Origin of the sequence: Zoogloea sp. 1C4, from assembly GCF_009469605.1 — a bacterium.
Classification (GTDB): Bacteria; Pseudomonadota; Gammaproteobacteria; order Burkholderiales; family Rhodocyclaceae; genus Zoogloea; species Zoogloea oryzae.
In genome coordinates this window covers 170,303-191,001 of sequence record NZ_SSXU01000006.1, presented here as the reverse complement: position 1 = coordinate 191,001, position 20,699 = coordinate 170,303, and the positions used below count along the sequence as shown (strand labels likewise).

Annotated in this window: 19 protein-coding genes; 14 read left to right on the top strand and 5 right to left on the bottom strand. The window is 66.0% G+C overall.

The features are described 5' to 3' along the window. Positions 1 to 161: 161 nt before the first annotated feature. The 9 genes from GH681_RS09730 (at position 162) to GH681_RS09690 (ending at position 8,261) form a co-directional block, all read left to right on the top strand. The gene (locus GH681_RS09730; RefSeq protein ID WP_153161277.1) at positions 162 to 809 is read left to right on the top strand and encodes a DedA family protein; all 648 of its coding nucleotides are present in this window, start codon (positions 162 to 164) and stop codon (positions 807 to 809) included. A 10-nt stretch (positions 810 to 819) separates the two neighbouring features. Then, positions 820 to 1,464, top strand: coding sequence for a phosphoribosylglycinamide formyltransferase (gene purN, locus GH681_RS09725; protein ID WP_153161276.1), 645 nt, complete (start codon positions 820 to 822; stop codon positions 1,462 to 1,464). Positions 1,465 to 1,474: 10 nt separating this feature from the next. Continuing rightward, positions 1,475 to 2,590, top strand: coding sequence for a DUF3108 domain-containing protein (locus GH681_RS09720; protein ID WP_153161275.1), 1,116 nt, complete (start codon positions 1,475 to 1,477; stop codon positions 2,588 to 2,590). A gap of 94 nt (positions 2,591 to 2,684) precedes the next feature. Next, complete coding sequence (locus GH681_RS09715) at positions 2,685 to 3,944, top strand: RsmB/NOP family class I SAM-dependent RNA methyltransferase (protein WP_153161274.1); 1,260 nt, start codon at positions 2,685 to 2,687, stop codon at positions 3,942 to 3,944. Next, positions 3,944 to 4,558 (top strand): phospholipase D family protein, encoded by a 615-nt coding sequence (locus tag GH681_RS09710; protein ID WP_153161273.1) that lies wholly within the window; start codon positions 3,944 to 3,946, stop codon positions 4,556 to 4,558. The genes GH681_RS09715 and GH681_RS09710 overlap by 1 nt, the downstream gene beginning before the upstream one ends. Then, entirely contained in the window at positions 4,536 to 5,843 is a 1,308-nt protein-coding gene (locus GH681_RS09705; protein ID WP_153161272.1) for a mechanosensitive ion channel family protein, read from the top strand. The genes GH681_RS09710 and GH681_RS09705 overlap by 23 nt, the downstream gene beginning before the upstream one ends. A 95-nt stretch (positions 5,844 to 5,938) precedes the next feature. Then, entirely contained in the window at positions 5,939 to 7,108 is a 1,170-nt protein-coding gene (locus tag GH681_RS09700; RefSeq protein WP_153161271.1) for a fatty acid desaturase, read from the top strand. A 50-nt stretch (positions 7,109 to 7,158) separates the two neighbouring features. Further along, a complete protein-coding gene (locus GH681_RS09695; RefSeq protein ID WP_194271195.1) occupies positions 7,159 to 7,797 on the top strand; it encodes an rRNA large subunit pseudouridine synthase E in 639 nt (212 codons plus the stop codon). A gap of 11 nt (positions 7,798 to 7,808) precedes the next feature. Beyond that, positions 7,809 to 8,261, top strand: a complete 453-nt coding sequence (locus tag GH681_RS09690; RefSeq protein WP_153161270.1) for a DUF192 domain-containing protein — start codon at positions 7,809 to 7,811, stop codon at positions 8,259 to 8,261. A gap of 55 nt (positions 8,262 to 8,316) precedes the next feature. On the opposite strand, the gene GH681_RS09685 is transcribed toward GH681_RS09690, so the two are convergent. Then, positions 8,317 to 10,542: a UvrD-helicase domain-containing protein gene (locus GH681_RS09685; protein ID WP_153161269.1), complete on the bottom strand. Its 2,226-nt coding sequence runs from the start codon at positions 10,540 to 10,542 to the stop codon at positions 8,317 to 8,319. A 332-nt stretch (positions 10,543 to 10,874) separates the two neighbouring features. Here GH681_RS09685 and GH681_RS09680 point away from each other — a divergent pair, with 332 nt between their 5' ends. The 5 genes from GH681_RS09680 (at position 10,875) to GH681_RS09660 (ending at position 16,836) form a co-directional block, all read left to right on the top strand. Beyond that, entirely contained in the window at positions 10,875 to 11,201 is a 327-nt protein-coding gene (locus tag GH681_RS09680) for a hypothetical protein (protein WP_153161268.1), read from the top strand. 455 nt (positions 11,202 to 11,656) lie between these two features. Next, a complete protein-coding gene (gene yajC, locus GH681_RS09675) occupies positions 11,657 to 11,989 on the top strand; it encodes a preprotein translocase subunit YajC (RefSeq protein ID WP_153161267.1) in 333 nt (110 codons plus the stop codon). An 87-nt stretch (positions 11,990 to 12,076) separates the two neighbouring features. Beyond that, positions 12,077 to 13,936: a protein translocase subunit SecD gene (secD, locus tag GH681_RS09670; RefSeq protein WP_153161266.1), complete on the top strand. Its 1,860-nt coding sequence runs from the start codon at positions 12,077 to 12,079 to the stop codon at positions 13,934 to 13,936. A 132-nt stretch (positions 13,937 to 14,068) separates the two neighbouring features. Beyond that, positions 14,069 to 15,001, top strand: a complete 933-nt coding sequence (gene secF / locus GH681_RS09665) for a protein translocase subunit SecF (protein ID WP_153161265.1) — start codon at positions 14,069 to 14,071, stop codon at positions 14,999 to 15,001. A gap of 530 nt (positions 15,002 to 15,531) precedes the next feature. Further along, on the top strand, positions 15,532 to 16,836 hold the full coding sequence (locus GH681_RS09660; RefSeq protein WP_228111854.1) for a hypothetical protein: 1,305 nt from the start codon (positions 15,532 to 15,534) through the stop codon (positions 16,834 to 16,836). Positions 16,837 to 17,130: 294 nt separating this feature from the next. On the opposite strand, the gene GH681_RS09655 is transcribed toward GH681_RS09660, so the two are convergent. The 4 genes from GH681_RS09655 to GH681_RS09640 are packed head-to-tail and all read right to left on the bottom strand — an operon-like array spanning position 17,131 to position 20,699. Next, a complete protein-coding gene (locus GH681_RS09655; RefSeq protein ID WP_153161264.1) occupies positions 17,131 to 18,063 on the bottom strand; it encodes a lysylphosphatidylglycerol synthase transmembrane domain-containing protein in 933 nt (310 codons plus the stop codon). A gap of 6 nt (positions 18,064 to 18,069) precedes the next feature. Next, positions 18,070 to 18,471 (bottom strand): GtrA family protein, encoded by a 402-nt coding sequence (locus GH681_RS09650; protein WP_153161263.1) that lies wholly within the window; start codon positions 18,469 to 18,471, stop codon positions 18,070 to 18,072. Beyond that, positions 18,468 to 19,757, bottom strand: coding sequence for an NAD(P)/FAD-dependent oxidoreductase (locus GH681_RS09645; RefSeq protein WP_153161262.1), 1,290 nt, complete (start codon positions 19,755 to 19,757; stop codon positions 18,468 to 18,470). The genes GH681_RS09650 and GH681_RS09645 overlap by 4 nt, the downstream gene beginning before the upstream one ends. 3 nt (positions 19,758 to 19,760) lie before the next feature. Continuing rightward, positions 19,761 to 20,699, bottom strand: a complete 939-nt coding sequence (locus tag GH681_RS09640; protein ID WP_153161261.1) for an NAD(P)-dependent oxidoreductase — start codon at positions 20,697 to 20,699, stop codon at positions 19,761 to 19,763.

The following is a 20,699-nucleotide window of genomic DNA, read 5'->3' as shown; positions in this document are numbered from 1 at the left end:
TCCGGGCAGCCGCCGGCATGGCCGGCGCTGCCCGGAATAGGTTTTCGTCATTCATCCGAGCTCGGCAGTGGCATCTGCCGCAGCCGGCTGTCCGAGCGGGCGGCACCCCGGCGAAGGCTCCGGTATCATGGGCGACCTTCAAAATTTTTGCAGCGCGGCAAATGGAACTCCTCACCACTTTCATCGACATCATCCTGCACCTCGACGTGCATCTGGCGGCGCTCACCGCCCAATACGGCACCTGGATCTACGTGATCCTGTTCCTCATCATCTTCTGCGAGACCGGGCTGGTGATCTTCCCCTTCCTGCCGGGGGATTCGCTGCTTTTCGTGGCCGGCGCGCTGGCCGCCACCGGCGGCATGGACATCTGGGTGCTATGCGGCGTGCTGCTGACCGCCGCGGTGCTGGGCGACAACACCAACTACTGGATCGGCCACACCATCGGGCCCAAGGTGTTCCGCTGGGAAAACTCCCGCTTCTTCAACCGCGCCGCCTTCGACAAGACCCACTCCTACTTCGAATCCCACGGCGGCAAGACCATCATCATCGCCCGCTTCCTGCCCCTGCTTCGCACCTTCGCCCCCTTCGTGGCCGGCGTGGCGCGCATGACCTACGCCCGCTTCGTCACGCTGGATTTCCTCGGCGGTTTCATCTGGATCTTCTCCCTGTGCTGGCTGGGCTATGGCTTCGGCAACATGCCGGTGGTGAAGAAGAACCTGTCGGTGGTGATCCTCGGCATCATCGCCATCTCGCTGCTGCCGGTGTTCATCGGCTGGCTCAAGGGCCGTCGCGCCCCCGCGGCGGGCTGAGGCTTCACCCATGAAAAACATCGTCATCCTGATCTCCGGCCGCGGCAGCAACATGGAAGCCATCGTCCGCGCGCAGATCCCCAGTGCGAAGATCGCCGCGGTGATCTCCAACCGCCCCGACGCCGCCGGCCTGGCCTTTGCCGCCAGCCACGGGATCACCGCCCAGGTGGTGGACCACAAGGCCTACCCCAGCCGCGAGGCCTTCGACGCCGCGCTGGCCGAGACCATCGACGCCCACCAGCCCGATCTGGTGGTGCTGGCCGGCTTCATGCGCGTGCTCACCGACGGCTTCGTGGGTCGCTACAACGGCCGCCTGCTCAACATCCACCCCAGCCTGCTGCCGTCCTTCCCGGGCCTCCACACCCACCAGCGCGCGCTGGAGGCTGGCGTGCGGGTGGCCGGCACCACGGTGCATTTCGTCACCCCAACCCTCGACTGCGGCCCCATCGTGATCCAGGCCGTGGTGCCCGTGCTGGATGGCGACGACGAAGCCGCGCTCGCCGCCCGGGTGCTGGTGCAGGAGCACCGCATCTACCCCCAGGCCGTGCGCTGGTTCGTCGAGGATCGGCTCAGCCTCACCGCCGACGGCAAGGTGCGGGTAGCTAACGAACCCGCCGGCCCCGCCGGCTGGACGGTGCCGCCCGTCGAGGGCTGACCGGCGCATCGTGGGCGACACGCGAAACCGCAGCCTGTGGATCGCCGTCGGCGTGTCGGCGGTGGTGCACCTGGCCGTGCTGCTGATCCCCGGCTGGCGCCTGCCCAGCGAGGAAGCCAACGTGCTGCCGCCCCTCGACGCCCGCCTCGCGCCCCTGCCCAAACCCAGCATCCGCCCGGTGGACGACGAGAAACGCGTCGTCCTAGGCGATGCGCCAGCCCCGCGTCCCAAGCCCAAACCCCGCAAGCCGACCCGCCCGGCCGAGCCCGCCCCGGCGACCGGCCCGGTGGCCAGCATCGCCCCCGATCCCACCTCGGGCAGCGGCACCGAAAACACCGAGGACGCCGTCGCCGGCACCGATGCCAAACCCGCCGACATCACCCCGCCCGACCCCGCCCCGGAAACCGAAACCGGCAAGGGCGGCCAGGGCAAGACCGGCAAACCCGCCGGCCCCAGCATCGCCGAGCTGTGGGCCTCGTCGGGCAAGGTGCAGTACAACGTGATCCGCGGCGAGCGCAACTTCATCATCGGCCGCACCACCCACGCCTGGACCCACGACGACGAGCACTACTCGATGGAGACGGTGATCGAAACCTCCGGCCTCGTCGGGCTGGTCAAGCCGTTCCGGATGGTCCAGCGCAGCGAAGGGCGGATCGGGCCGAAGGGCCTGCTGCCCGAAAAATTCACCGTCGAGCGCGACGGCCAGATGAAGGAACGCGCCGATTTCGACTGGTCGTCCGCCAAGGTCGTGCTGGTGGCCGGCGACCGTCAGCGGGAGTTCTCCATCGCCGAGGGCGACCAGGACGTGCTCTCGCTGATGCACCACCTGTCCTTCCAGCCCGACGGCCCGCTGCGCGCCGAGCTGCTGGTGGTCACCGGCAAGAGCGCCGTGCGCTCGGTGATCGAGAACCTCGGCATCGAGGAGCTGGACATCCCCGCCGGCAAGGTTTCGGCCTACCATCTCGGCAGCACGGGGCACCGGGGCGAGCTCAAGATCGACATCTGGCTCGCCCGCGATTACGCCAACCTGCCGGTGCGCCTCAAGATCACCGACAAGAACGGCGACGTGCTCGATCAGGTGGCCACCGGCGTCGATCTCGGCGCCCGGGCTGCCGCCAAGGAGTGACTTCGGTTTAGACTCCGCCCCCGGGCCGCCTTCGCGCCGCCCCCGCCGGGTGCAAGCCCGGCCTACAGAACACAGCAATCAGTATCGGATTTCCATGACCATTACCGCCGCCCAGATCCAGTCCGCCAGCCAGGCCCTCCGTTCCGTCCTGCGCTTTGACTACCCCGCCGACTCGGTGCTGTCCCGTTATTTCCGCGACCTGCGCGAACTCGGCGCCCGCGACCGGGCCTTCGTCGCCGAGGCGGTCTACGGCGTGCTGCGCCGCCTGCGCACCCTCGAGCGCCTGTGCGGCGAGGACGTCTCGACCCGCAAGCTGGTGCTCGCCTGGCTCGCCCGCGTCGAGGGCCTCACGCTCCGCCAGCTGGGCGACGGCCTGCACGGCCGCGACACCGACTTCTTCACCCAGGTGAAGGGCCGCGAGATCGGCGAGCTGAGCTTCGCCGAGAGCGCCGACCTGCCCGACTGGCTGGCCGAGCGCCTGCTGGCGAGCCGCAGCGAGGCCGAAGTGCTGGCCCTGGCCCAGAGCCTCAACCGCCCGGCGCCCCTCGACCTGCGCGCCAACAGCCTCAAGCTCGACCGCGACGCGCTGGTCGAGAAGCTCCGCGCCGACGGCATCGCCTGCGCCCCGGGCCGCTACTCGCCGCTGGCCGTGCGCCTCGAAGGCAAGCCGGCGCTGCAGAAGCACCCCCAGTTCCTCGACGGCAGCTTCGAGGTGCAGGACGAAGGCAGCCAGCTGCTGGGCTTCCTGCTCCAGCCCAAGCGCGGCGAGATGGTCGTGGACTTCTGCGCCGGAGCCGGCGGCAAAACCTTGCTGCTGGGCGCGATGATGCGCAACTCCGGCCGTCTGTACGCGTTTGACGTGTCCGACAAGCGGCTCTCGAAGCTCAAGCCGCGCATGGCCCGCTCCGGCCTGTCCAACATCCACCCGGTGGTGATCGCCAGCGAGAACGATCCGCGGGTCAAGCGCCTCGCCGGCAAGATCGACCGGGTGCTGGTGGATGCCCCGTGCAGCGGCCTCGGCACCCTGCGCCGCAACCCGGATCTCAAATGGCGCCAGAGCCCCGAAGCGCTGGCCGAGCTCACCGTCAAGCAGGCTGCGATCCTGGCCAGCGCCGCCCGCCTGGTAAAGCCGGGCGGCCGGCTGGTGTACGCCACCTGCAGCATCCTGCCTGAAGAGAACGAAGCCATCGTCGCCGCCTTCCTCGAAGCCAACCCGGGCTTCGTCGCGAAGAGCGCCGAAGAGGTGCTGGGCAAGCAGGGCATCGAGATCGCCTGTGGCGAACAGCTCCGCCTCACCCCGGCCGACCACGATACCGACGGCTTCTTTGCCGCGGTGCTGGAGCGCCAGGCCTGATGCGCCTCCGCCTGCTGGGCTGGCTGGCCCTCGGGCTGGCCGCCCAGGCCGTGGCGGCCCCCGAGCGCGAACCCACCCTCAACCTCCCCGCCCAGGGGCGGGTCGAGCTGGCCTTCTCCCCGTGGAACGACCCCGAGCAGGCCCTGCTCGAGGCGATCGACGGCGCGCGGGAACAAATCCTCGTGCAGGCCTATCTCTTCACCAGCAAGCCGCTGGCCCGCGGGCTGATCGCCGCCCATCGCCGCGGCGTGCGCGTCGAGGTGCTGCTGGATGCCGAATCCAACCGGCCGAACTCGCTCAGCGTGATGCCCGAGTTACTCAACGCGGGTATTCCCGTGGCGGTCGAAACACGTTACAACATCGCCCACAACAAGCTGATGATCATCGACCCGGCCTCGCGCCACGGGGCGGTGGCCACCGGCTCATACAACTTCACCCGCTCCGCGCGGGTGGCCAACGCCGAAAACATGCTGATCCTGCGCGACAACCCCGCGCTGGCCCAGGCCTACGCCCGCAACTGGCAGCGCCACCGGGCCGAAGCCCTGCGCCTGGACAGCCTGGACGATCTGCCGGCAAAAAGAGGGAAACAGGATGGAAGAGAATCAGATCGCTGAACTGCTGATCGACTTGTGGAAGGACGTGCAGCAGCCCGCCATCGTCTGGCAGGTGGGCGCGCTGGCCCTGTGCCTGGTGCTGGCCGGGCTCATCACCCGCCAGATCAAGGGCATCCTGCGCCGCCGGCGCGAAGCCAACCCCAGCCTGGCGGGCGCCGGCGAGGAAGGCCTGCGCCGGGTGATCTTCCCCCTCACCGCCCTGGCGCTGGTGGTGGTGGCACGCATCATCCTCGGCCACTGGCACCACGTGAATCTCTTCAAGCTGGCGGTGCCGCTGCTTGGCGCGATGGCAGCCATCCGGCTCACCGTCCATGCCCTCAAGCGCAGCTTTCCCAGGGCCGGCTGGCTGGCCAGTTTCGAGCGCTTCTTCGCCACCGCGGCATGGATCGTCGTGGCCCTGCAGATCATCGGCGTGCTGCCCACGGTGATCGATGGGCTGGAGCAGATCGGCTTTACCGTCGGCAAGGCCAAGATCAACCTGTGGATGCTGCTGCAGGGCGCGCTCACGGTGATGGTCACGATGCTGGTGGCGATGTGGGCCGCCGGCGTGCTCGAAAGCCGGCTGATGCGCACCGAGGGGCTGGACTCCAACCTGCAGCTGGTGTTCGCGCGGCTCTCCAAGGCGCTGCTGCTGGTGCTCGCCGTCACCGTCAGCCTGCCGCTGGTGGGCATCGACCTCACCGCCCTGTCGGTGTTCGGCGGCGCGCTGGGCGTGGGCCTCGGCCTCGGCCTGCAGAAGATCGCCGCCAACTACGTGGCTGGCTTCATCCTGCTGCTCGACCGCTCGATCCGCATGGGCAACCTGATCTCGGTGGGCACCGAGCGCGGCGTGGTGAGTCAGATCACCACCCGCTACACCGTGCTCAAAGGGATGACCGGCATCGAATCCATCGTGCCCAACGAGACCCTGGTCGGCTCGGTGGTGCAGAACGAAACCTTCACCGATCCCAAGGTGCGCATTTCGCTGCCGATCCAGGTGAGCTACGCCACTGACCTCGAGAAGGCCATGGAGATCCTCGTCGAAGCGGCCCACAATCAGCCGCGGGTGATGAAGGACCCGGCCCCCGGCGCCTTCGTCGAGGCCTTTGCCGACAGCGGCATCAACCTGCAGCTGGGCTTCTGGATCCGCGATCCGGCCGAAGGCACCCTTGGCATCCGCTCGGCGATCAACCTGGAAGTCTGGCGGCGCTTCAAGGCCGAAGGCATCGAGATTCCCTTCCCCCAGCGCGAAGTGCGCATCCTCGGCGACGTGGCGGTGTCGACTAAAGACAACCCGGTTTCCTGACGATATGGGGTAAACCGCTGATCTGTCTTGGTTTGCCCACGGGGCTCGACTAGAATCGGGCGGTTCAACCCAATATTTCAAGGAACGCACTGCCGATGTTCTCCGGACTGCTCGATCTGCCCTGGTGGGGCTACGTTGTCGTCACGCTGGCGATGACCCATGTCACCATCGCCTCGGTCACCATTTTCCTGCACCGTCACCAGGCGCACCGGGCACTCGACCTGCACCCGCTGCCGGCCCTGTTCTTCCGCTTCTGGCTGTGGCTCACCACCGGCATGGTCACCAAGGAGTGGGCGGCCATCCACCGCAAGCACCACGCCAAGTGCGAAACCGCCGAAGACCCCCACAGCCCGCAGATCCACGGCATCAACAAGGTGCTGTGGACCGGTGTCTTCCTCTACGTGAAGGAAGCCCGCAACAAGGAAACCATCCAGCGCTACGGCCACGGCACGCCGGATGACGCCTTCGAGCGCAAGCTGTTCTCGCGCTTTCCCAAGTCCGGCATCCTCGTGATGCTGGCGGCCGATCTGCTGCTCTTCGGCATCTGGCCGGGCGTGCTGATCTGGGGCGTGCAGATGGTGTGGATCCCGTTCTGGGCTGCCGGCGTCATCAACGGCCTCGGCCACTTCTGGGGCTACCGCAACTACAACTGCTCCGACGCCTCCACCAACCTGCTCCCCTGGGGCATCCTGATCGGCGGCGAAGAGCTCCACAACAACCACCACAGCTTTGCCACCTCGGCCAAGCTGTCGGCCCGCTGGTACGAGTTCGACATCGGCTGGATGTACATCCGCATCCTTGAGATGCTCGGCCTCGCCCACGTCAAGAAGACCATCCCGACGCCGCGCTTCGGCGCCGCCAAGGCCCGCGCCGACTTCGACACCCTCCAGGCCATCATCACCCACCGCTACGACGTGATGACCCGCTACGTGCAGAGCCTGAAGGCCATCGCCCAGGAAGAATTCACCGCCCTCAAGGCCCAGTCCGAGGGCAAGTTCACCGTTCGCGAACTGCGGCGCTGGCTCGCGGCCGAAGAAGGCCAGCTGTGCGCCGAGGAGCGCCAGCGCCTCGCCACCGTGCTGAAGGACAACAAACGCCTCGAAACCGTGGTGACGATGCGCGACGAGCTCACCGCCCTGTGGGCACGCTCCTCTGCCAGCAGCGAGCAGCTCCTGCAGCAACTGCAGGACTGGATCGCCCGCGCCGAGCAAAGCGGCATCCGCCAACTCGAGGATTTCTCGCTGCGCCTGCGCCGCTACGCCTGACGCATCAACCCTCCCCGCCCGGAGCGTCCGCTCCGGGCAAAGCTTTTCCCATGCTCATCCTCTTCAACAAGCCCTACGGGGTGCTGTGCCAGTTCACCGGCGAACCGGGCAAAGCCACCCTGGCGGATCACATCGACCTGCCCGGCGTGTATGCCGCCGGCCGGCTGGATGCCGACAGTGAGGGCTTGCTGGTGCTGACCGACGACGGCGCGCTCCAGCAGCGCATCGCCGATCCCCGCCACAAGCTGCCCAAGACCTACCTCGTGCAGGTGGAAGGCATCCCCGACGAGGCCGCCCTGGCGCGGCTGCGCGCCGGTGTCGATCTGGGCGATTTCGTCACAAAACCCTGCGAGGCGCGCCTCGTCGACGAGCCTGCCTGGCTGTGGCCACGCAACCCACCGATCCGCGAACGCAAAGCCATCCCGACAAGCTGGATCGAGATCGTCCTGCGCGAGGGCAAGAACCGGCAGGTCCGGCGGATGACCGCCAAGGTCGGTTTCCCCACCCTGCGCCTGATCCGCGTGCGCATCGGCGAGTGGACCCTTGACGGCCTCGAACCCGGCATCTGGCGAGCCACCACGCCGCCGCCGGTCCTGCAGACGCCCCGCCGCCCGCCCGCGCCGCCCTCCGGGCGACGACAGCCCACAACCGGACGTGCTAAGGTTGCCCGTCCCCGCAAACCTGTCTGAATGAACTTCCGATGACTGCGCTTTCACTTCGCTGCGCGGCCCTGCTGGCCGCCCTGGTCGCCCTTCCGGCTGCGGCCGAAACCCAGATGCCGGTGACCGAGCTCACCATCGGCATGTTCCGCATCGAGGCCGAGGTGGCCGCCAACGACGAGCACCGCCAGCGCGGCCTGATGCAGCGCAAGGCCATGCCCGCCAACCGCGGGATGCTCTTCGTGTTCACCGAACCCCAGCGCCACTGCATGTGGATGAAGAACACCCTGCTGCCCCTGTCGGTGGCCTTTCTCGACGACGAAGGGCGCATCGTGAACGTCGAAGACATGAAGCCCCAGACCGAGGACAACCACTGCGCAGCCAGGCCGGCGCGCTTCGCGCTCGAGATGAACCAGGGCTGGTTCCGCCAGAAGGGCCTGGGCGCCGGCGTGAAGATCAACGGCGTCACGCCCCTGGCCGGCTACGGCCGCTGAGGAATCGCCCGGCCCGCCAGAGCGGGCGCCGGGCAGCCTTCGCTGAACCGCTTGCTCAGCCGATCGGCGTGAGCTTGGCCACCGCCAGCATCAGCCACTTGGCGCCGGATTCGGCAAACTTCACCTGCACCCGCGCATCGCTGCCACTGCCTTCGGCGGCGACGATCACGCCTTCGCCAAAACGGATGTGGCTCACCGCCTGGCCGATCGACAGCCCGCCCAGATCGCGGGATTTCTGCGGCGGGGGCGGCGGCATCGACGGGGCGGCCGGCTTGCTGGCGCCCGGGTTGTAATAGCGCGGCGACGGCTCCGACACGAAGCTGCGGCGCGGGTTGGGCGGCGTCAGCCACTTGGTCAGTTCTTCCGGGATCTCCTCCAGGAAGCGCGAGCGCAGGTTGTAGCGCACCTGGCCGTGGAGCATCCGGCTCTGGGTGAAGCTCAGGTACAGGCGCTGGCGAGCGCGGGTCACCGCCACGTACATCAGCCGGCGCTCCTCCTCCAGCCCGTCGGATTCGAGGATGCTGTTCTCGTGGGGAAACAATCCCTCCTCGAGCCCCGACAGGAACACCACGTCGAACTCCAGCCCCTTGGCGGCGTGCACCGTCATCAGCTGCACGGCTTCGGTGCCCGCGTCGGCCTGGTGGTCGCCGGCTTCCAGGGAGGCGTGGGCGAGAAACTCCGCCAGCACCGTGCCGGTATCGGTGCCCATGTCGGCCGGGCGTTCGCCAGAGCCCACCTCGGCATTGAAGTTGGCCGCGGCGTTGATGAGTTCGTCCAGGTTCTCGAGGCGCTCCTGGCCTTCCTTCTCGTTCTTGTAGTGGGTGCGCAGCCCCGACATCTCGATGACGTGATCCACCATCTCGTGGAGCGGCAGCGCGGCGGTCTCCTGGCGCAGGCGCTCGATCAGCCCGACGAACTGCGCCAGCGACGTGCCCGGCTTTCCAGAAAGATGCGGCACCGTCTGGTAGAGCGGCGTGTTCCAGGTTCGCGCGGCATCCTGCAGGGCCTCCAGCGAGCGGGCGCCGATGCCGCGGGTGGGGAAGTTCACCACCCGGGTGAAGGCGGTGTCGTCGTCCGGGTTGGCGATCAGGCGCAGGTAAGCGAGCGCGTGCTTCACCTCCTGACGCTCGAAGAAGCGCAGCCCGCCATACACCCGGTAGGCCACACCGCTGGAGAACAGCTGGTGCTCAAGCACCCGCGACTGGGCGTTGGAGCGGTACAGCAGCGCGATGTCGGAGCGGCTGATGCCCTCGCGCACCAGCGACTGCACCTCCTCGACGATGAAGCGCGCCTCGTCGCTGTCGGTGAAGGCCTCATACACGCGGATCGGCTCGCCGGCCCCCCGGTCGGTCCACAGGCTCTTGCCGAGGCGCTTGCTGTTGTTGGAGATCAGCGCGTTGGCGGCATCCAGGATGTTGCCGTGGGAGCGGTAGTTCTGCTCCAGGCGGATCACCGCCGGCACCTTGAAGTCCCGCTCGAAGTCGCGCATGTTGCCGATCTCGGCGCCCCGGAAGCGATAGATCGACTGATCGTCGTCGCCCACGCAGAAGAGGTAGGCCCCGCCCTCCTCGCCGTTGCCCGCCAGCAGCTTGAGCCAGCGGTACTGCAGCACGTTGGTGTCCTGGAACTCATCCACCAGGATGTGGCGGAAGCGGGCCTGGTAATGCCTGCGGATCGGCTCGTTGCGCTCCAGCAGCTCGTAGCTGCGCAGCAGCAATTCAGGGAAATCCACAACTGCCTCGCGCTGGCATTGGGTCTCATACTCCATGTAAAGCTCGACCCGGCGGCGGGTGTAGTCGTCCCACGCCTCTACTGCAGCCGGCCTGATGCCGGCTTCTTTCTGGCCATTGATGAAGTGCTGGAGCTCCCGCGGCGGAAACTTCTCGTCGTCGATGTTGAGGGTTTTCAGCAGGCGCTTGATCGAAGCAAGCTGGTCGCCCGAATCCAGGATCTGGAACAGCTGCGGCAGGCCGGCCTCCCGGTGATGGGCGCGCAGGAAGCGGTTGCACAGGCCATGAAAGGTCCCGATCCACATCCCGCGGGTGTTGATCGGGAACATCGCCGACAGGCGGGTAAGCATCTCCTTCGCGGCCTTGTTGGTGAAGGTCACGGCCAGGATGCCCTGGGCGCTGCAGAAGCCGTTCTGGATCAGCCAGGCGATGCGCGTCGTCAGCACCCGGGTCTTGCCCGAGCCGGCGCCGGCCAGGATCAGCGCATGCTGGGGCGGCAAGGTGACGGCGGCCAGTTGTTCGGGGTTCAGGTTGTCGAGAAGCTGGGACATGGCAGGTAAAAGGGCTCGTGAGTTCGACTGCGAAGCCCGCCATTCTACCGCCCCGGCCCTTGCCGGACGCCTCCGCAAAACGGGCAACGGTGGTGTTGCAAAAACGCGAATCACCGTGACGCAATTCATTCATCGCCGACGAGCGGCACTTGCGGTGAGTGGGTGGCTTGCCTAGAATGAAGTTGTGCAGTGCAACAAAGAAATCGAATCCGCGGTCAAAAACCGCTGTTTCATAAGGGTTAAACCCTAACCGTAAAATACTGCAACGCAACAGAGAGCCAAGCGTCCGCGTCAGGTCACCACCATGACGTGGCCAATAGGAGTAACAGCAAATGAAAGCACCGAAAAATCTGCCGTGGCACGCCCGCAAGGCCGGCGTGTCCATCGAGCGCGCCGAAGCCCTGTGGCGCAAGGCCGTCCGTGAAGCCACCGCCGACACCGGCTGGGTTGGCACTTCCGAATTCTGGGGCGCGGCCGAGGCCCGCTTCCTCGACCTGCTCAAGCAGGAACAGAACACCCTCTGTACGCCGCACGTCGAAGCCTTCGTGCGCAGCCAGCACCGCATGGGCCTGCTGCCCCTGCTGGCCGCCGAAGAGATGATCGCCGCGATGTCTGCCAACTGGCAGCGCTTCTGCACCCAACTGCGCAAGGCAGCCTGACCGCTGCCTGCAAGGCCCCAAAAAGGGGCCAGCAAACCGAGTTTTTCTCCCTCCTCTCCCTCGTGGAGATTTGACGGCGTCTGTCGCAAGGCAGACGCCGCTTTTTTTCGTCCATCGCCCGGAGAGACGCAAAGGCCGCCCCCATCCCGGTCTGCGGCTCCCCTGTAGGTCGGACTTCAGTCCGACAGCACGGGTTGAGCGGGCCGGGGTTGTCGGACTGAAGTCCGACCTACAGTAAACACCCGCCCCTCCTGCAGCGGCGCTAAGCGGGAGAGGATGCTCCCTCTTTGCAGGGGCGACGGAAGTCGCCTCTACACCGCCCTGCCTCCGAACCAGGATTTCATGCTAGCCCGGAAGCACTCTTGTTTTGCCCGCCGGCTGTCGGCGCAAACCGGTCGCCGGCCCTCCCCCCCCTGATATAATCTGCAACTTTGCATCCCTCACCGGAGTTCAATGTGCTGATTTCCAACGCCTTTGCCCAAGCCGCCCCGGCCGCCGCGCAAGACCCGATGTCCACGTTCACCGGCCTGCTGCCGATGATCCTCATGTTCATCGTGCTGTGGTTCCTCATGATTCGCCCGCAGATGAAGCGCGCCAAGGAACACAAGGCCCTCCTCGAAGGTCTGCAGAAGAACGACGAAGTGCTCACCCAAGGCGGCATCGTCGGCAAGGTCACCCAGATCAGCGACGGCTACGTGCACGTCGAAGTGGCCCCCAACACCCAGATCGTCGTCCAGAAGCAATCCATCGGCGCCGTGCTCCCCAAGGGCACCCTCAAGTCGATCTGATCGCCATCCGGCCGGGGCTCTGCTCCGGCCGTTTCGCATCGCAGCACCGTCTCTGCAACACCCGTTTCCTCTCCTTTTCGCCAGACCATGAACCGCTACCCTCTCTGGAAAAATCTCCTCATCGGCATCGTCCTGCTGTGGGGACTGATCTACACCCTGCCGAATTTCTACGGAGAGGTGCCCGCCGTCCAGGTCTCCAGCGGCAAGGCCACCCTCAAGCTCGACGCCACCGCCACCATGGCCCGCGTCGAAGAGAGCCTCAAGGCCGCGGGCATCGCCCATGACGGCCTGTTCGCCGATCTCACCAGCGTGCGCGCGCGCTTCCGCGACACCGACACCCAGCTCAAGGCCAAGGACGCCATCGAGAAGACCTTCAACCCGGATGCCGCCGACCCTTCTTACGTGGTCGCGCTCAACCTGCTGTCGGCCAGCCCCCAGTGGCTCACCTCGATCCACGCGCTGCCCATGTACCTGGGTCTCGACCTGCGCGGCGGCGTGCACTTCCTGCTTCAGGTGGACATGAAGGGCGCCGTCACCAAGCGCCTCGACGCCACCGCTGGCGACCTGCGCACCCTGCTGCGCGACAAGAACGTCCGCCACGCCGGCATCGGCCGTGAAGGCGCCGCCGTCGTCATCAAGTTCCGCGACACCGAAACCCAGGCCCGCGCCCGGAGCGTGATCTCCGCCGCCAACAACGACCTGCAACTGGTCGAAGGCCAGGACGGCGCCGACTACAAGCTCACCGCCAGCCTCACCCCCCTGGCCCAGAAGACCATCCAGGAATTCGCCATCCGCCAGAACATCTCCACCCTGCACAACCGGATCAACGAACTCGGCGTGGCCGAGCCGGTGATCCAGCAGCAGGGCCTCGACCGCATCGTGGTCCAGCTGCCCGGCGTGCAGGACGTGGCCAAGGCCAAGGACATCCTGGGCCGCACCGCCACCCTCGAGATCCGCCTGGTGGACGACACCCCGGGCGGCCTCGAAGCCGCGCTGCAGGGCAACGTCCCGCCGGGCACCGAGCTCTACACCGAGCGTGGCGGCAACCCGCTGCTGGTCAAGAAGCAGGTCGTCCTCACCGGCGAGCGCCTCACCGACGCCCAGCCCGGCTTCGACGGCCAGACCCACGAAGCCGCCGTGCATCTCACCCTGGATTCCGCCGGTGCCCGCATCTTCAAGGACATCACCCGCGAGAACATCAACAAGCGGATGGCCATCCTGCTCATCGAAAAGGGCAAGGGCGAAGTCGTCACCGCCCCGGTGATCCGCGCCGAGATCGGTGGCGGCCGCGTGCAGATCTCCGGCCGCATGACCTCCGAAGAAGCCACCGACACCGCGCTGCTGCTGCGCGCCGGCTCGCTGGCCGCCCCGATGGAGATCATCGAGGAACGCACCATCGGCCCAAGCCTCGGCGCCGAGAACATCTCCAAGGGCTTCCACTCCACCCTGTGGGGCTTCGTGGCGATCGCCATCTTCATGTGCGCCTACTACATGCTGTTCGGCCTCGTGTCGGTGCTCGCGCTGGCGTCCAACCTGCTGCTGCTGGTGGCCCTGCTGTCGCTGCTCCAGGCCACGCTCACCCTGCCGGGCATCGCGGCCATCGCGCTCACCCTGGGCATGGCGATCGACGCCAACGTGCTGATCAACGAACGTATCCGCGAAGAGCTGCGCAACGGCTCCACGCCCCAGGCCGCCATCCACGCCGGTTACGACCGGGCGTTCGACACCATCCTCGACTCCAACGTCACCACCCTGATCGCCGGCATCGCCCTGCTCGTCTTCGGCTCCGGCCCGGTGCGCGGCTTCGCGGTGGTGCACTGCCTGGGCATCCTCACCTCCATGTTCAGCGCCATCCTCGTCTCGCGCGGGCTGGTCAACATGATCTACGGCAAGAAGCGCAAGCTCGAAAAGCTCGCCATCGGCCAGGTGTGGAAACCGGGTATCTGATGCCCCCGGGCGGGGCGTCGGGCTGACGCCCGACCTACAAATCCCCGCCCCCGCAGCACCCTGTAGGTCGGACTTCAGTCCGACGACGGCAACCCAAGCAACATCAACTCCAGCACGGAGCGCATCACCGCCATGGAATTCTTCAAGATCCGCAAAGACATCCCCTTCATGAAGCACGCGCTGGTGTTCAACGTCATCTCGTTGATCACCTTCCTGCTCGCGGTGTTCTTCCTGGCCACCAAGGGCCTGCATTTCAGCGTCGAGTTCACCGGCGGCACCCTGATGGAAGTCAGCTACGCCGAGCCCCCGGCCCTCGAAAAGCTCCGCGACGCCCTCGGCAAGGAAGGCTACCAGGACGCCCAGGTGCAGAACTTCGGCAGTTCCCGCGACGTGCTGATCCGCCTGCCCAACCGCTCCGGCGACGAGACCGCCAAGGTCAGCGAGAAGGTGATGGCCAGCCTCGCCGCCATCGACGGCCCCAAGGCCGAGCTGCGCCGCGTCGAATTCGTCGGCCCGCAGGTGGGCAAGGAACTCGCCTCCGACGGCGCCATGGCCCTGCTGCTGGTGATCGGCGGCATCGTGCTGTACCTGGCGATGCGCTTCGAATGGCGCTTTGCCGTCTCGGCCATCATCGCCAACCTTCACGACGTCATCATCATCCTGGGCTTCTTCGCGCTGTTCCAGTGGGAGTTCTCGCTGCCGGTGCTCGCCGCCACCCTCGCGGTGCTCGGCTACTCGGTGAACGAATCGGTGGTCGTGTTCGACCGGGTGCGCGAAACCTTCAAGAAGAAGCGCGGCCTCACCACCCCGCAGGTCCTCGACCATGCCATCACCAGCACCATCAGCCGCACCATCATCACCCACGGCAGCACCCAGATGATGGTCCTCTCGATGCTGCTGTTCGGCGGCGAGACCCTCTACTACTTCTCGCTGGCCCTCACCATCGGCATCTGCTTCGGCATCTACTCCTCCGTCCTCGTCGCCAGCCCGCTGGTCATGTGGCTCGGCGTGAGCCGCGAACAGTTCATGCAGGTGAAGAAGGAAAAGCAGGAAGCCGTGGTCTGATCCCCGGCACTGCACAGCATCAAGGGCTGCCCCAGGGCAGCCCTTTCTTTTTGGCGCGGGCGCAAGCACGCCCCCGGCCCCGTCTCCCGACGCCGGAGTGACGTGACAAAACCATTCCGTCACGTGACAAAACCGCCGGGAGGCGTGACTCAATCATCCAGAGGCGCGCCGCAATCGCCGGGAGACGCCACCTGGGCACGGAGAGAACCGACAAAGTGCCCGGCGTGAACCGCCCCACGCCCCCAGCAAACGTCGCGAAACCCGTGCCAGACAAGGGATTTGGGATGTCGCACGGCGGGTGCGCCAGTCCGGCGAGCGGATCAAGGGCACGGCAGGCGCCCCCGCTCCGGGCTGTGCCATCAACGCCTCGATCAGGCGATACCATCAAGCCCATTTAAGACTGGGGTGAGTGACGGGTTATCGGCCGGAGCTGACGTTCATGCCTATGCGCTAGAATGACGGCATTAGGCCAGGAGCTGACCGTCACGACGGTCTGCTTTCGAGACTCGCAAGTTTGGTAGTCTTGGCTCTTGATCGAACAGCAAGAAAGAGGCGACGTGCCAGCTATTGAGATGACGACGGCGGAGGTGCCCGGGGTGTACCGGCGCTTGGCTAGCGCAATTGGTGCGGGACATTGGCAAGGTGCGGTGGCCCGGCAGGAAGAGGCGATTCGGTCGAATCACTTTCTCGGTGACTACCTTCGTTCAGAGTACGCCATCGCATATCAGTTGGAGAGCTTGCGAAGACTGGTGGCAAGGTTTGGCACCGTGCCGCACGAGGCCTGCAACGATCCGAGCATTTTTCCGTCTTTGGCCTTCGCTGCACAGGTGCTCGGCGTCCTGGAGATGAGCACGGTCAAGCAGGCCAGAGCATTCGTCAAACGAGTCCGAACCGCCTTCAGCAGTTCCGAGAACATGCACGGTCTGAGTTTGGAGATGCAGGCAGCGACCCACTTCGTCCGTCGTGGGCAACGGGTGGCTTGGCACAGAGTGAACAACGGGGGCTCTTTTGATCTCCTGATCGAAGATCTCGGCCCCAGTGGGCTTGAGGTCGAGTGCAAGTCCATCTCGGAAAACAAGGGACGCCGTATCCATCGCCGCGCTGCGCTGGAGTTCTGGGGCGAGCTATGGAGAGACGTGGGTGGCATTGCACAGAGCCTGCGCTCGGGGCTTGCGGTTGTGTTGACCGTTCCTTATCGCTTACCAGCAGACACAGGGGAAAGATCCTCACTCGCGAGAGAAGTCGTTGCGCGTATCCTGGCTGGGAGCAGCGCAACCTTGGGTGGTGGCGCGGAAGTGCGCATAGCACCCTTCGATCCCGCCACGATTGAAGCGGCGAAGGATAAGGGCCACGAGGAGTTGAGGAAGGCCATCGACGCAGCGACAGGTACTCGCAATCGCGAAGCAGTCGTGTACGGGACTTCTACGGGCGGAATGCTGGCGTTCGTGATGCAAAGTGCAGTCGAGGACGACGTGCTGGATCAGGTGTTTGCCACCCTCGACGACTCCGCCGCACGACAGTTCACACGCAAGCGTGGCGCTTTGTTCTGGGTTGCATTGCAAGGCCTTGATGCAGATCAGTTGCTGTCGCTACACGAACAAGACAGTGCCCCAGACAAGCAACCAACGGGATTGAAACTCGGAGTTAGTAACTTCCTCAATCGTGCGCCGGGCCATATCGTCGGTGTTGTGTTCAGCAGTAGAAGCGGCCTTCTTCCCGCTATCCATGGCAGCACAGACTCGGGTGGAGTAACGAATTTCTTCTTGAAGGAGGAAAGCCCCCTCTGGCATTCAAGCTTCCGCGGCCCTCTGAGAGCGGCATGGATGACGGAATAGGCCGCCTCGGCAAGTTGGTACGCCGGGAAAGCTGGCCAGTGCGAAGCGGTTTCGTGGATGCCCCTGTCAGCAGGGCTCCACACCCTTGAAACGGGAGGTCGGAAGGGGCAGGAACGGTATACAGGCCCCAGCTGTTTCGCTGCACCCCGGGGCATAGGAGTTTCAACTGGCCCAGACAAGGCCGACCGGCAGCTTCGGGGCGACGAGTTCAAGGGCGAGGATGTCGCTGATGGGTCGGAAGCTGTCCGTCGAGGCCGTTGCTACCAGTGACAGCTCCGGCCGAAAACCAGCCACCTACCCAGCCCCCCGCCGAGCCTCCAACCACCCAAAAGCCCCCATCCCCATCACCGTCGCCAGCCACAGGGTGGCAAGGCGGATGCCGACGGCGGCGAGGGTGGCGGGGACCAGCAGGGCGCCGCCGAGGGTTAGCAGTGTCACCAGCGTGGCTTCGGTCGATCCGAGCCCACCGGGCAGCATCGACGCGGCGCCGGCGAGCATGGCCACCGGGAACAGCGCCAGCGCCTTGAAGCCCTCAAGATGAATGCCGAGGGCGGCGAGCAGATAGACGAAGGACCAGGACGTGACCAGCCACGCGCCCATGCCCGCGACGAGGGACAGCAGCATGTCTGGTAGCGTGGCCCACAGACGGATGTTGGCGAGCCCGGCGACGATCGAGCGGACGACCCGGGCGATGCGCAGCATGTCGGCGCGGCGGAATGCCACGACGACCCGTTGCCCCAGGCGCGGATTGGCGGCCATCAGGCCGACCGCGCCAAACACCAGCCCGACGAAGGTAGCCGCGACGCCGAAGACGTGAAACTCCGCCGCCGCCGGCAGCGCGATGAGGAGCACCGCGGCCAGGTCGAACAGGCGTTCATAGACGAAGGCGCTCACCACCCGCGACGCCGGCACGCCCGCCGTGACGAGGTAGCGCACCCGCAGCAGCTCGCCCACCTTGCCCGGCGTGGCGGTGAATGCAAAGCCGGCCACGTAGGCCAGCAGGCTCTGCCCCGCCGGCACCGCGTAACCGGCCCGGCGCAGCAGCCACTGCCAGCGCGCGAAGCGCAGGGCGATGGAGGCCAGCGTGGCGGACACCACCACCGGCAGCATGGGCGCCAGTTCGGGCAGGCGGCGGAGCACGCCGGTCTTGGAATCGGCCCACAGTAGCGCCACGAAATACAGCCCGGCGACGATGCTCCAGCCGCCGATGGCGCGCCTGATCTTCATGGGCGCTTACCGGAAGGAGAAGCGCTTGTGGCCGATGTAGCTGGTGAACACCGGAAAGATCACCCCGGCGGCGTGGGCGATCTCGGGCACGAAGCGGGTGACGCCCAGCCAGGGCAGCAGGTAGTAGGCGAGACCCATGCTGATGAGCCAGGTCTGCACCACCGCCACCCCATTGACCAGGCAGAACCACAGGGCCGAGTGATGGACGGACTGGGTGCTCTCCTTGAACACGAAGAGCTTGGCCAGCACGAAGGCGGTGACCATGCCCGTGAGGTAGGCCAGCACCACCGCCACCGAAAAATCCGTCCACTGGTTGTAGACGATGCGGCTGCCGAAGTTGACCGCAGCGGCAAAGCCGCCGGTCAGCAGGAAGACCAGAAACTGGCGCGACGCGAAGTGACGGATCACGCCGCCGCCTGCTTCGCCAGGTTACGGCCGAAGCCGATGCTCTCGGAGATGCCCCGGTCTTCGGGGTAGTAGTACGACGTATCCGCCACCCACAGGCCCTTCACTGGCAGCGCCACCGGCGGCAGGCTGTCGAGGAAGGACGGCTGGCAGATGGGCTGCGCGTAGCGGTAGCGGCTCGCGCGGATGTCGATGAAGTCGTCGTCCGCAAGGCCCGGGTTGATCTCCTGCAGGTAGCGCTTCACCTTGGCCAGGAAGACTTCGTCGGGCTCCTGGAACTTGGGATGCTCGCCCGGCACGTAGTACGGCACATACACGATGTGGTGATCCAGCGGGCGCAGGTTGGTGTATTCCACCAGCCCGGGGATGTCCATCGCGGGATCATTCACGTTGAGCCAGAAGTTGTCGGTGAGCGGCTTCTTGAGCTTGCAGATCACGCACACCACGGCGATGTTCTTCTGGGCCTTGAACTTGGCGAGCACGTCGGCCGGCAGGTCGGGCATCACGCCGGGCACGTAGGGCAGCGGGATGGTGCTCACCACCCGGTCGAAGGCCTCGAAGCCCTGGGCCGTCTCGACGCCCTTCACCGCCCCGCCTTCCATGCGCACGCGGGTGACGGCCTGCTTGAAGCGAAACTCGCCACCGCGGGCTTCGATGTCGGCCTTCATGGCCGACAGGAAGGTGTTGGAGCCGCCCTCGAGATAACCGAGCTTTTCCTTGAAGATATTGTAGCGGGAGCGGCCGATGCGGCGAATGCGGCTCCAGATCCACGCGGCGGACAGGTTGCCCACGTGGTCGTAGAACTTGTAGTCGAACAGCCGGCGCCACAGCACCTCGTAGGCTTCAGCGCCCACCCAGCGGCGGATCCACGCGGAAGCCTCAAGATGGTCCAGCGGCTTCCAGTCGTCGCGCTTGACCGACAGGAAGGCGTGCAGCGCGTAGCGGAACTTGGCCACGAGGCTGAGGCCCGGGAACTTGAGCAGCGCCACCGGGTTGCCCCAGGGCACCACCTTGTCCTGGTAGTAGTAGCCCATCTTGGTGGACACCCAGCGCATCTTGTCGGCGAGCTTCAGCTCGTCGAGCACCTGGAAGAACGCGGTGTCGGAGATGCAGTGGAAGTGGTAGTAGCGCTCGATGTCGAGGCCACCGAAATCGAAGGTGGCGGTCATGCCGCCCACCCGATCGTCGGCTTCAAAAATGATGGGCTGATGGCCGTCGCGGGCCAGCTGGTAGGCCACCGCCAGCCCCATCGGGCCGGCGCCGAGCACGGCGATGCGTTGTTTGGCCATAGCTCAGAACTCCAGCACGACCGAGCCGTACTCGGGGTCGTTGTAGGTTTCGTCGATGGCCTTCGCAAACGGCGTGGCCTTGACCTGGAAGATGCCCGGCCAGTCGATGACTTCGAACACATCCCGGGCCACCAGCGCGGCGAGCTGCTGGGTGGTGAAGGGCGGCTTCTTGTCGAACAGGGCCCAGGTGGCCAGCAGCCCATGGAACAGCCCGTAGGGGATCTTGACGATCCAGCAGCCGGCCTTGGTGGCCTTCTTGATCTCGCGGATGATGTCGATGTAATCGACCTCTTCGAGCCCGGAGATGTTGTACACGCCCTGGGTGCGGTGCTCGATGCTGCTGATGATGACGCGGCAGAAATCGCCCACGTACAGCGGTTGGCGCAGGTAGCGGCCGTGGCCGGGAATGGGGAACACCGGCACCTTCTGCATGAAGCGCGACAGCCAGCCCAGGTGCTTGCGGTCGAACCAGCCGAACATCAGCGTGGGGCGCAGCACCACCAGCGGGAAGCCGCTGGCCAGCGCGATCTCTTCCTGGGCCTTCTTGGTGTTGGTGTACCAGTCGTCCGCCACCGATTCGACCACCGACGAGCTGATCTGCACGTAGTACGGCACCTGATGGGCGCGCATGGCCTCGATGACGTTCTTGGTCGAGGTGATGTTGTTGCGCTCGAACTCGGTGTAGTCGGTGCCGCCGATCTGGGCCTGGAGCATCACCACAACTTCAGCGCCGGCGAGGTGCTTCTCCCAGTCGCCACGGTCGGCGAGGTCGACGAGTTCGGCGACGATGTCCGGGTGCATCTTGCGCAGGATGCCCAGGTTGGTGACGTGCTTGTCGAGCACCACCAGGTTGGTATAACCCTGGCGCTTCAGCTGCGCGACGAGGTTCTGGCCCACCAGGCCAGCGCCGCCGGGCAGGACGATCTTCATGTTCTTGTTCAT

Coding starts and splice junctions, on each gene's coding strand:
- GH681_RS09730 (WP_153161277.1), top strand. CDS start 162: ATGGAACTCCTCACCACTTTCATCGACATCATCCTGCACCTCGACGTG.
- purN (WP_153161276.1), top strand. CDS start 820: ATGAAAAACATCGTCATCCTGATCTCCGGCCGCGGCAGCAACATGGAA.
- GH681_RS09715 (WP_153161274.1), top strand. CDS start 2,685: ATGACCATTACCGCCGCCCAGATCCAGTCCGCCAGCCAGGCCCTCCGT.
- GH681_RS09710 (WP_153161273.1), top strand. CDS start 3,944: ATGCGCCTCCGCCTGCTGGGCTGGCTGGCCCTCGGGCTGGCCGCCCAG.
- GH681_RS09705 (WP_153161272.1), top strand. CDS start 4,536: ATGGAAGAGAATCAGATCGCTGAACTGCTGATCGACTTGTGGAAGGAC.
- GH681_RS09700 (WP_153161271.1), top strand. CDS start 5,939: ATGTTCTCCGGACTGCTCGATCTGCCCTGGTGGGGCTACGTTGTCGTC.
- GH681_RS09695 (WP_194271195.1), top strand. CDS start 7,159: ATGCTCATCCTCTTCAACAAGCCCTACGGGGTGCTGTGCCAGTTCACC.
- GH681_RS09690 (WP_153161270.1), top strand. CDS start 7,809: ATGACTGCGCTTTCACTTCGCTGCGCGGCCCTGCTGGCCGCCCTGGTC.
- GH681_RS09685 (WP_153161269.1), bottom strand. CDS start 10,542: ATGTCCCAGCTTCTCGACAACCTGAACCCCGAACAACTGGCCGCCGTC.
- GH681_RS09680 (WP_153161268.1), top strand. CDS start 10,875: ATGAAAGCACCGAAAAATCTGCCGTGGCACGCCCGCAAGGCCGGCGTG.
- secD (WP_153161266.1), top strand. CDS start 12,077: ATGAACCGCTACCCTCTCTGGAAAAATCTCCTCATCGGCATCGTCCTG.
- secF (WP_153161265.1), top strand. CDS start 14,069: ATGGAATTCTTCAAGATCCGCAAAGACATCCCCTTCATGAAGCACGCG.
- GH681_RS09655 (WP_153161264.1), bottom strand. CDS start 18,063: ATGAAGATCAGGCGCGCCATCGGCGGCTGGAGCATCGTCGCCGGGCTG.
- GH681_RS09645 (WP_153161262.1), bottom strand. CDS start 19,757: ATGGCCAAACAACGCATCGCCGTGCTCGGCGCCGGCCCGATGGGGCTG.
- GH681_RS09640 (WP_153161261.1), bottom strand. CDS start 20,699: ATGAACAAGAACATGAAGATCGTCCTGCCCGGCGGCGCTGGCCTGGTG.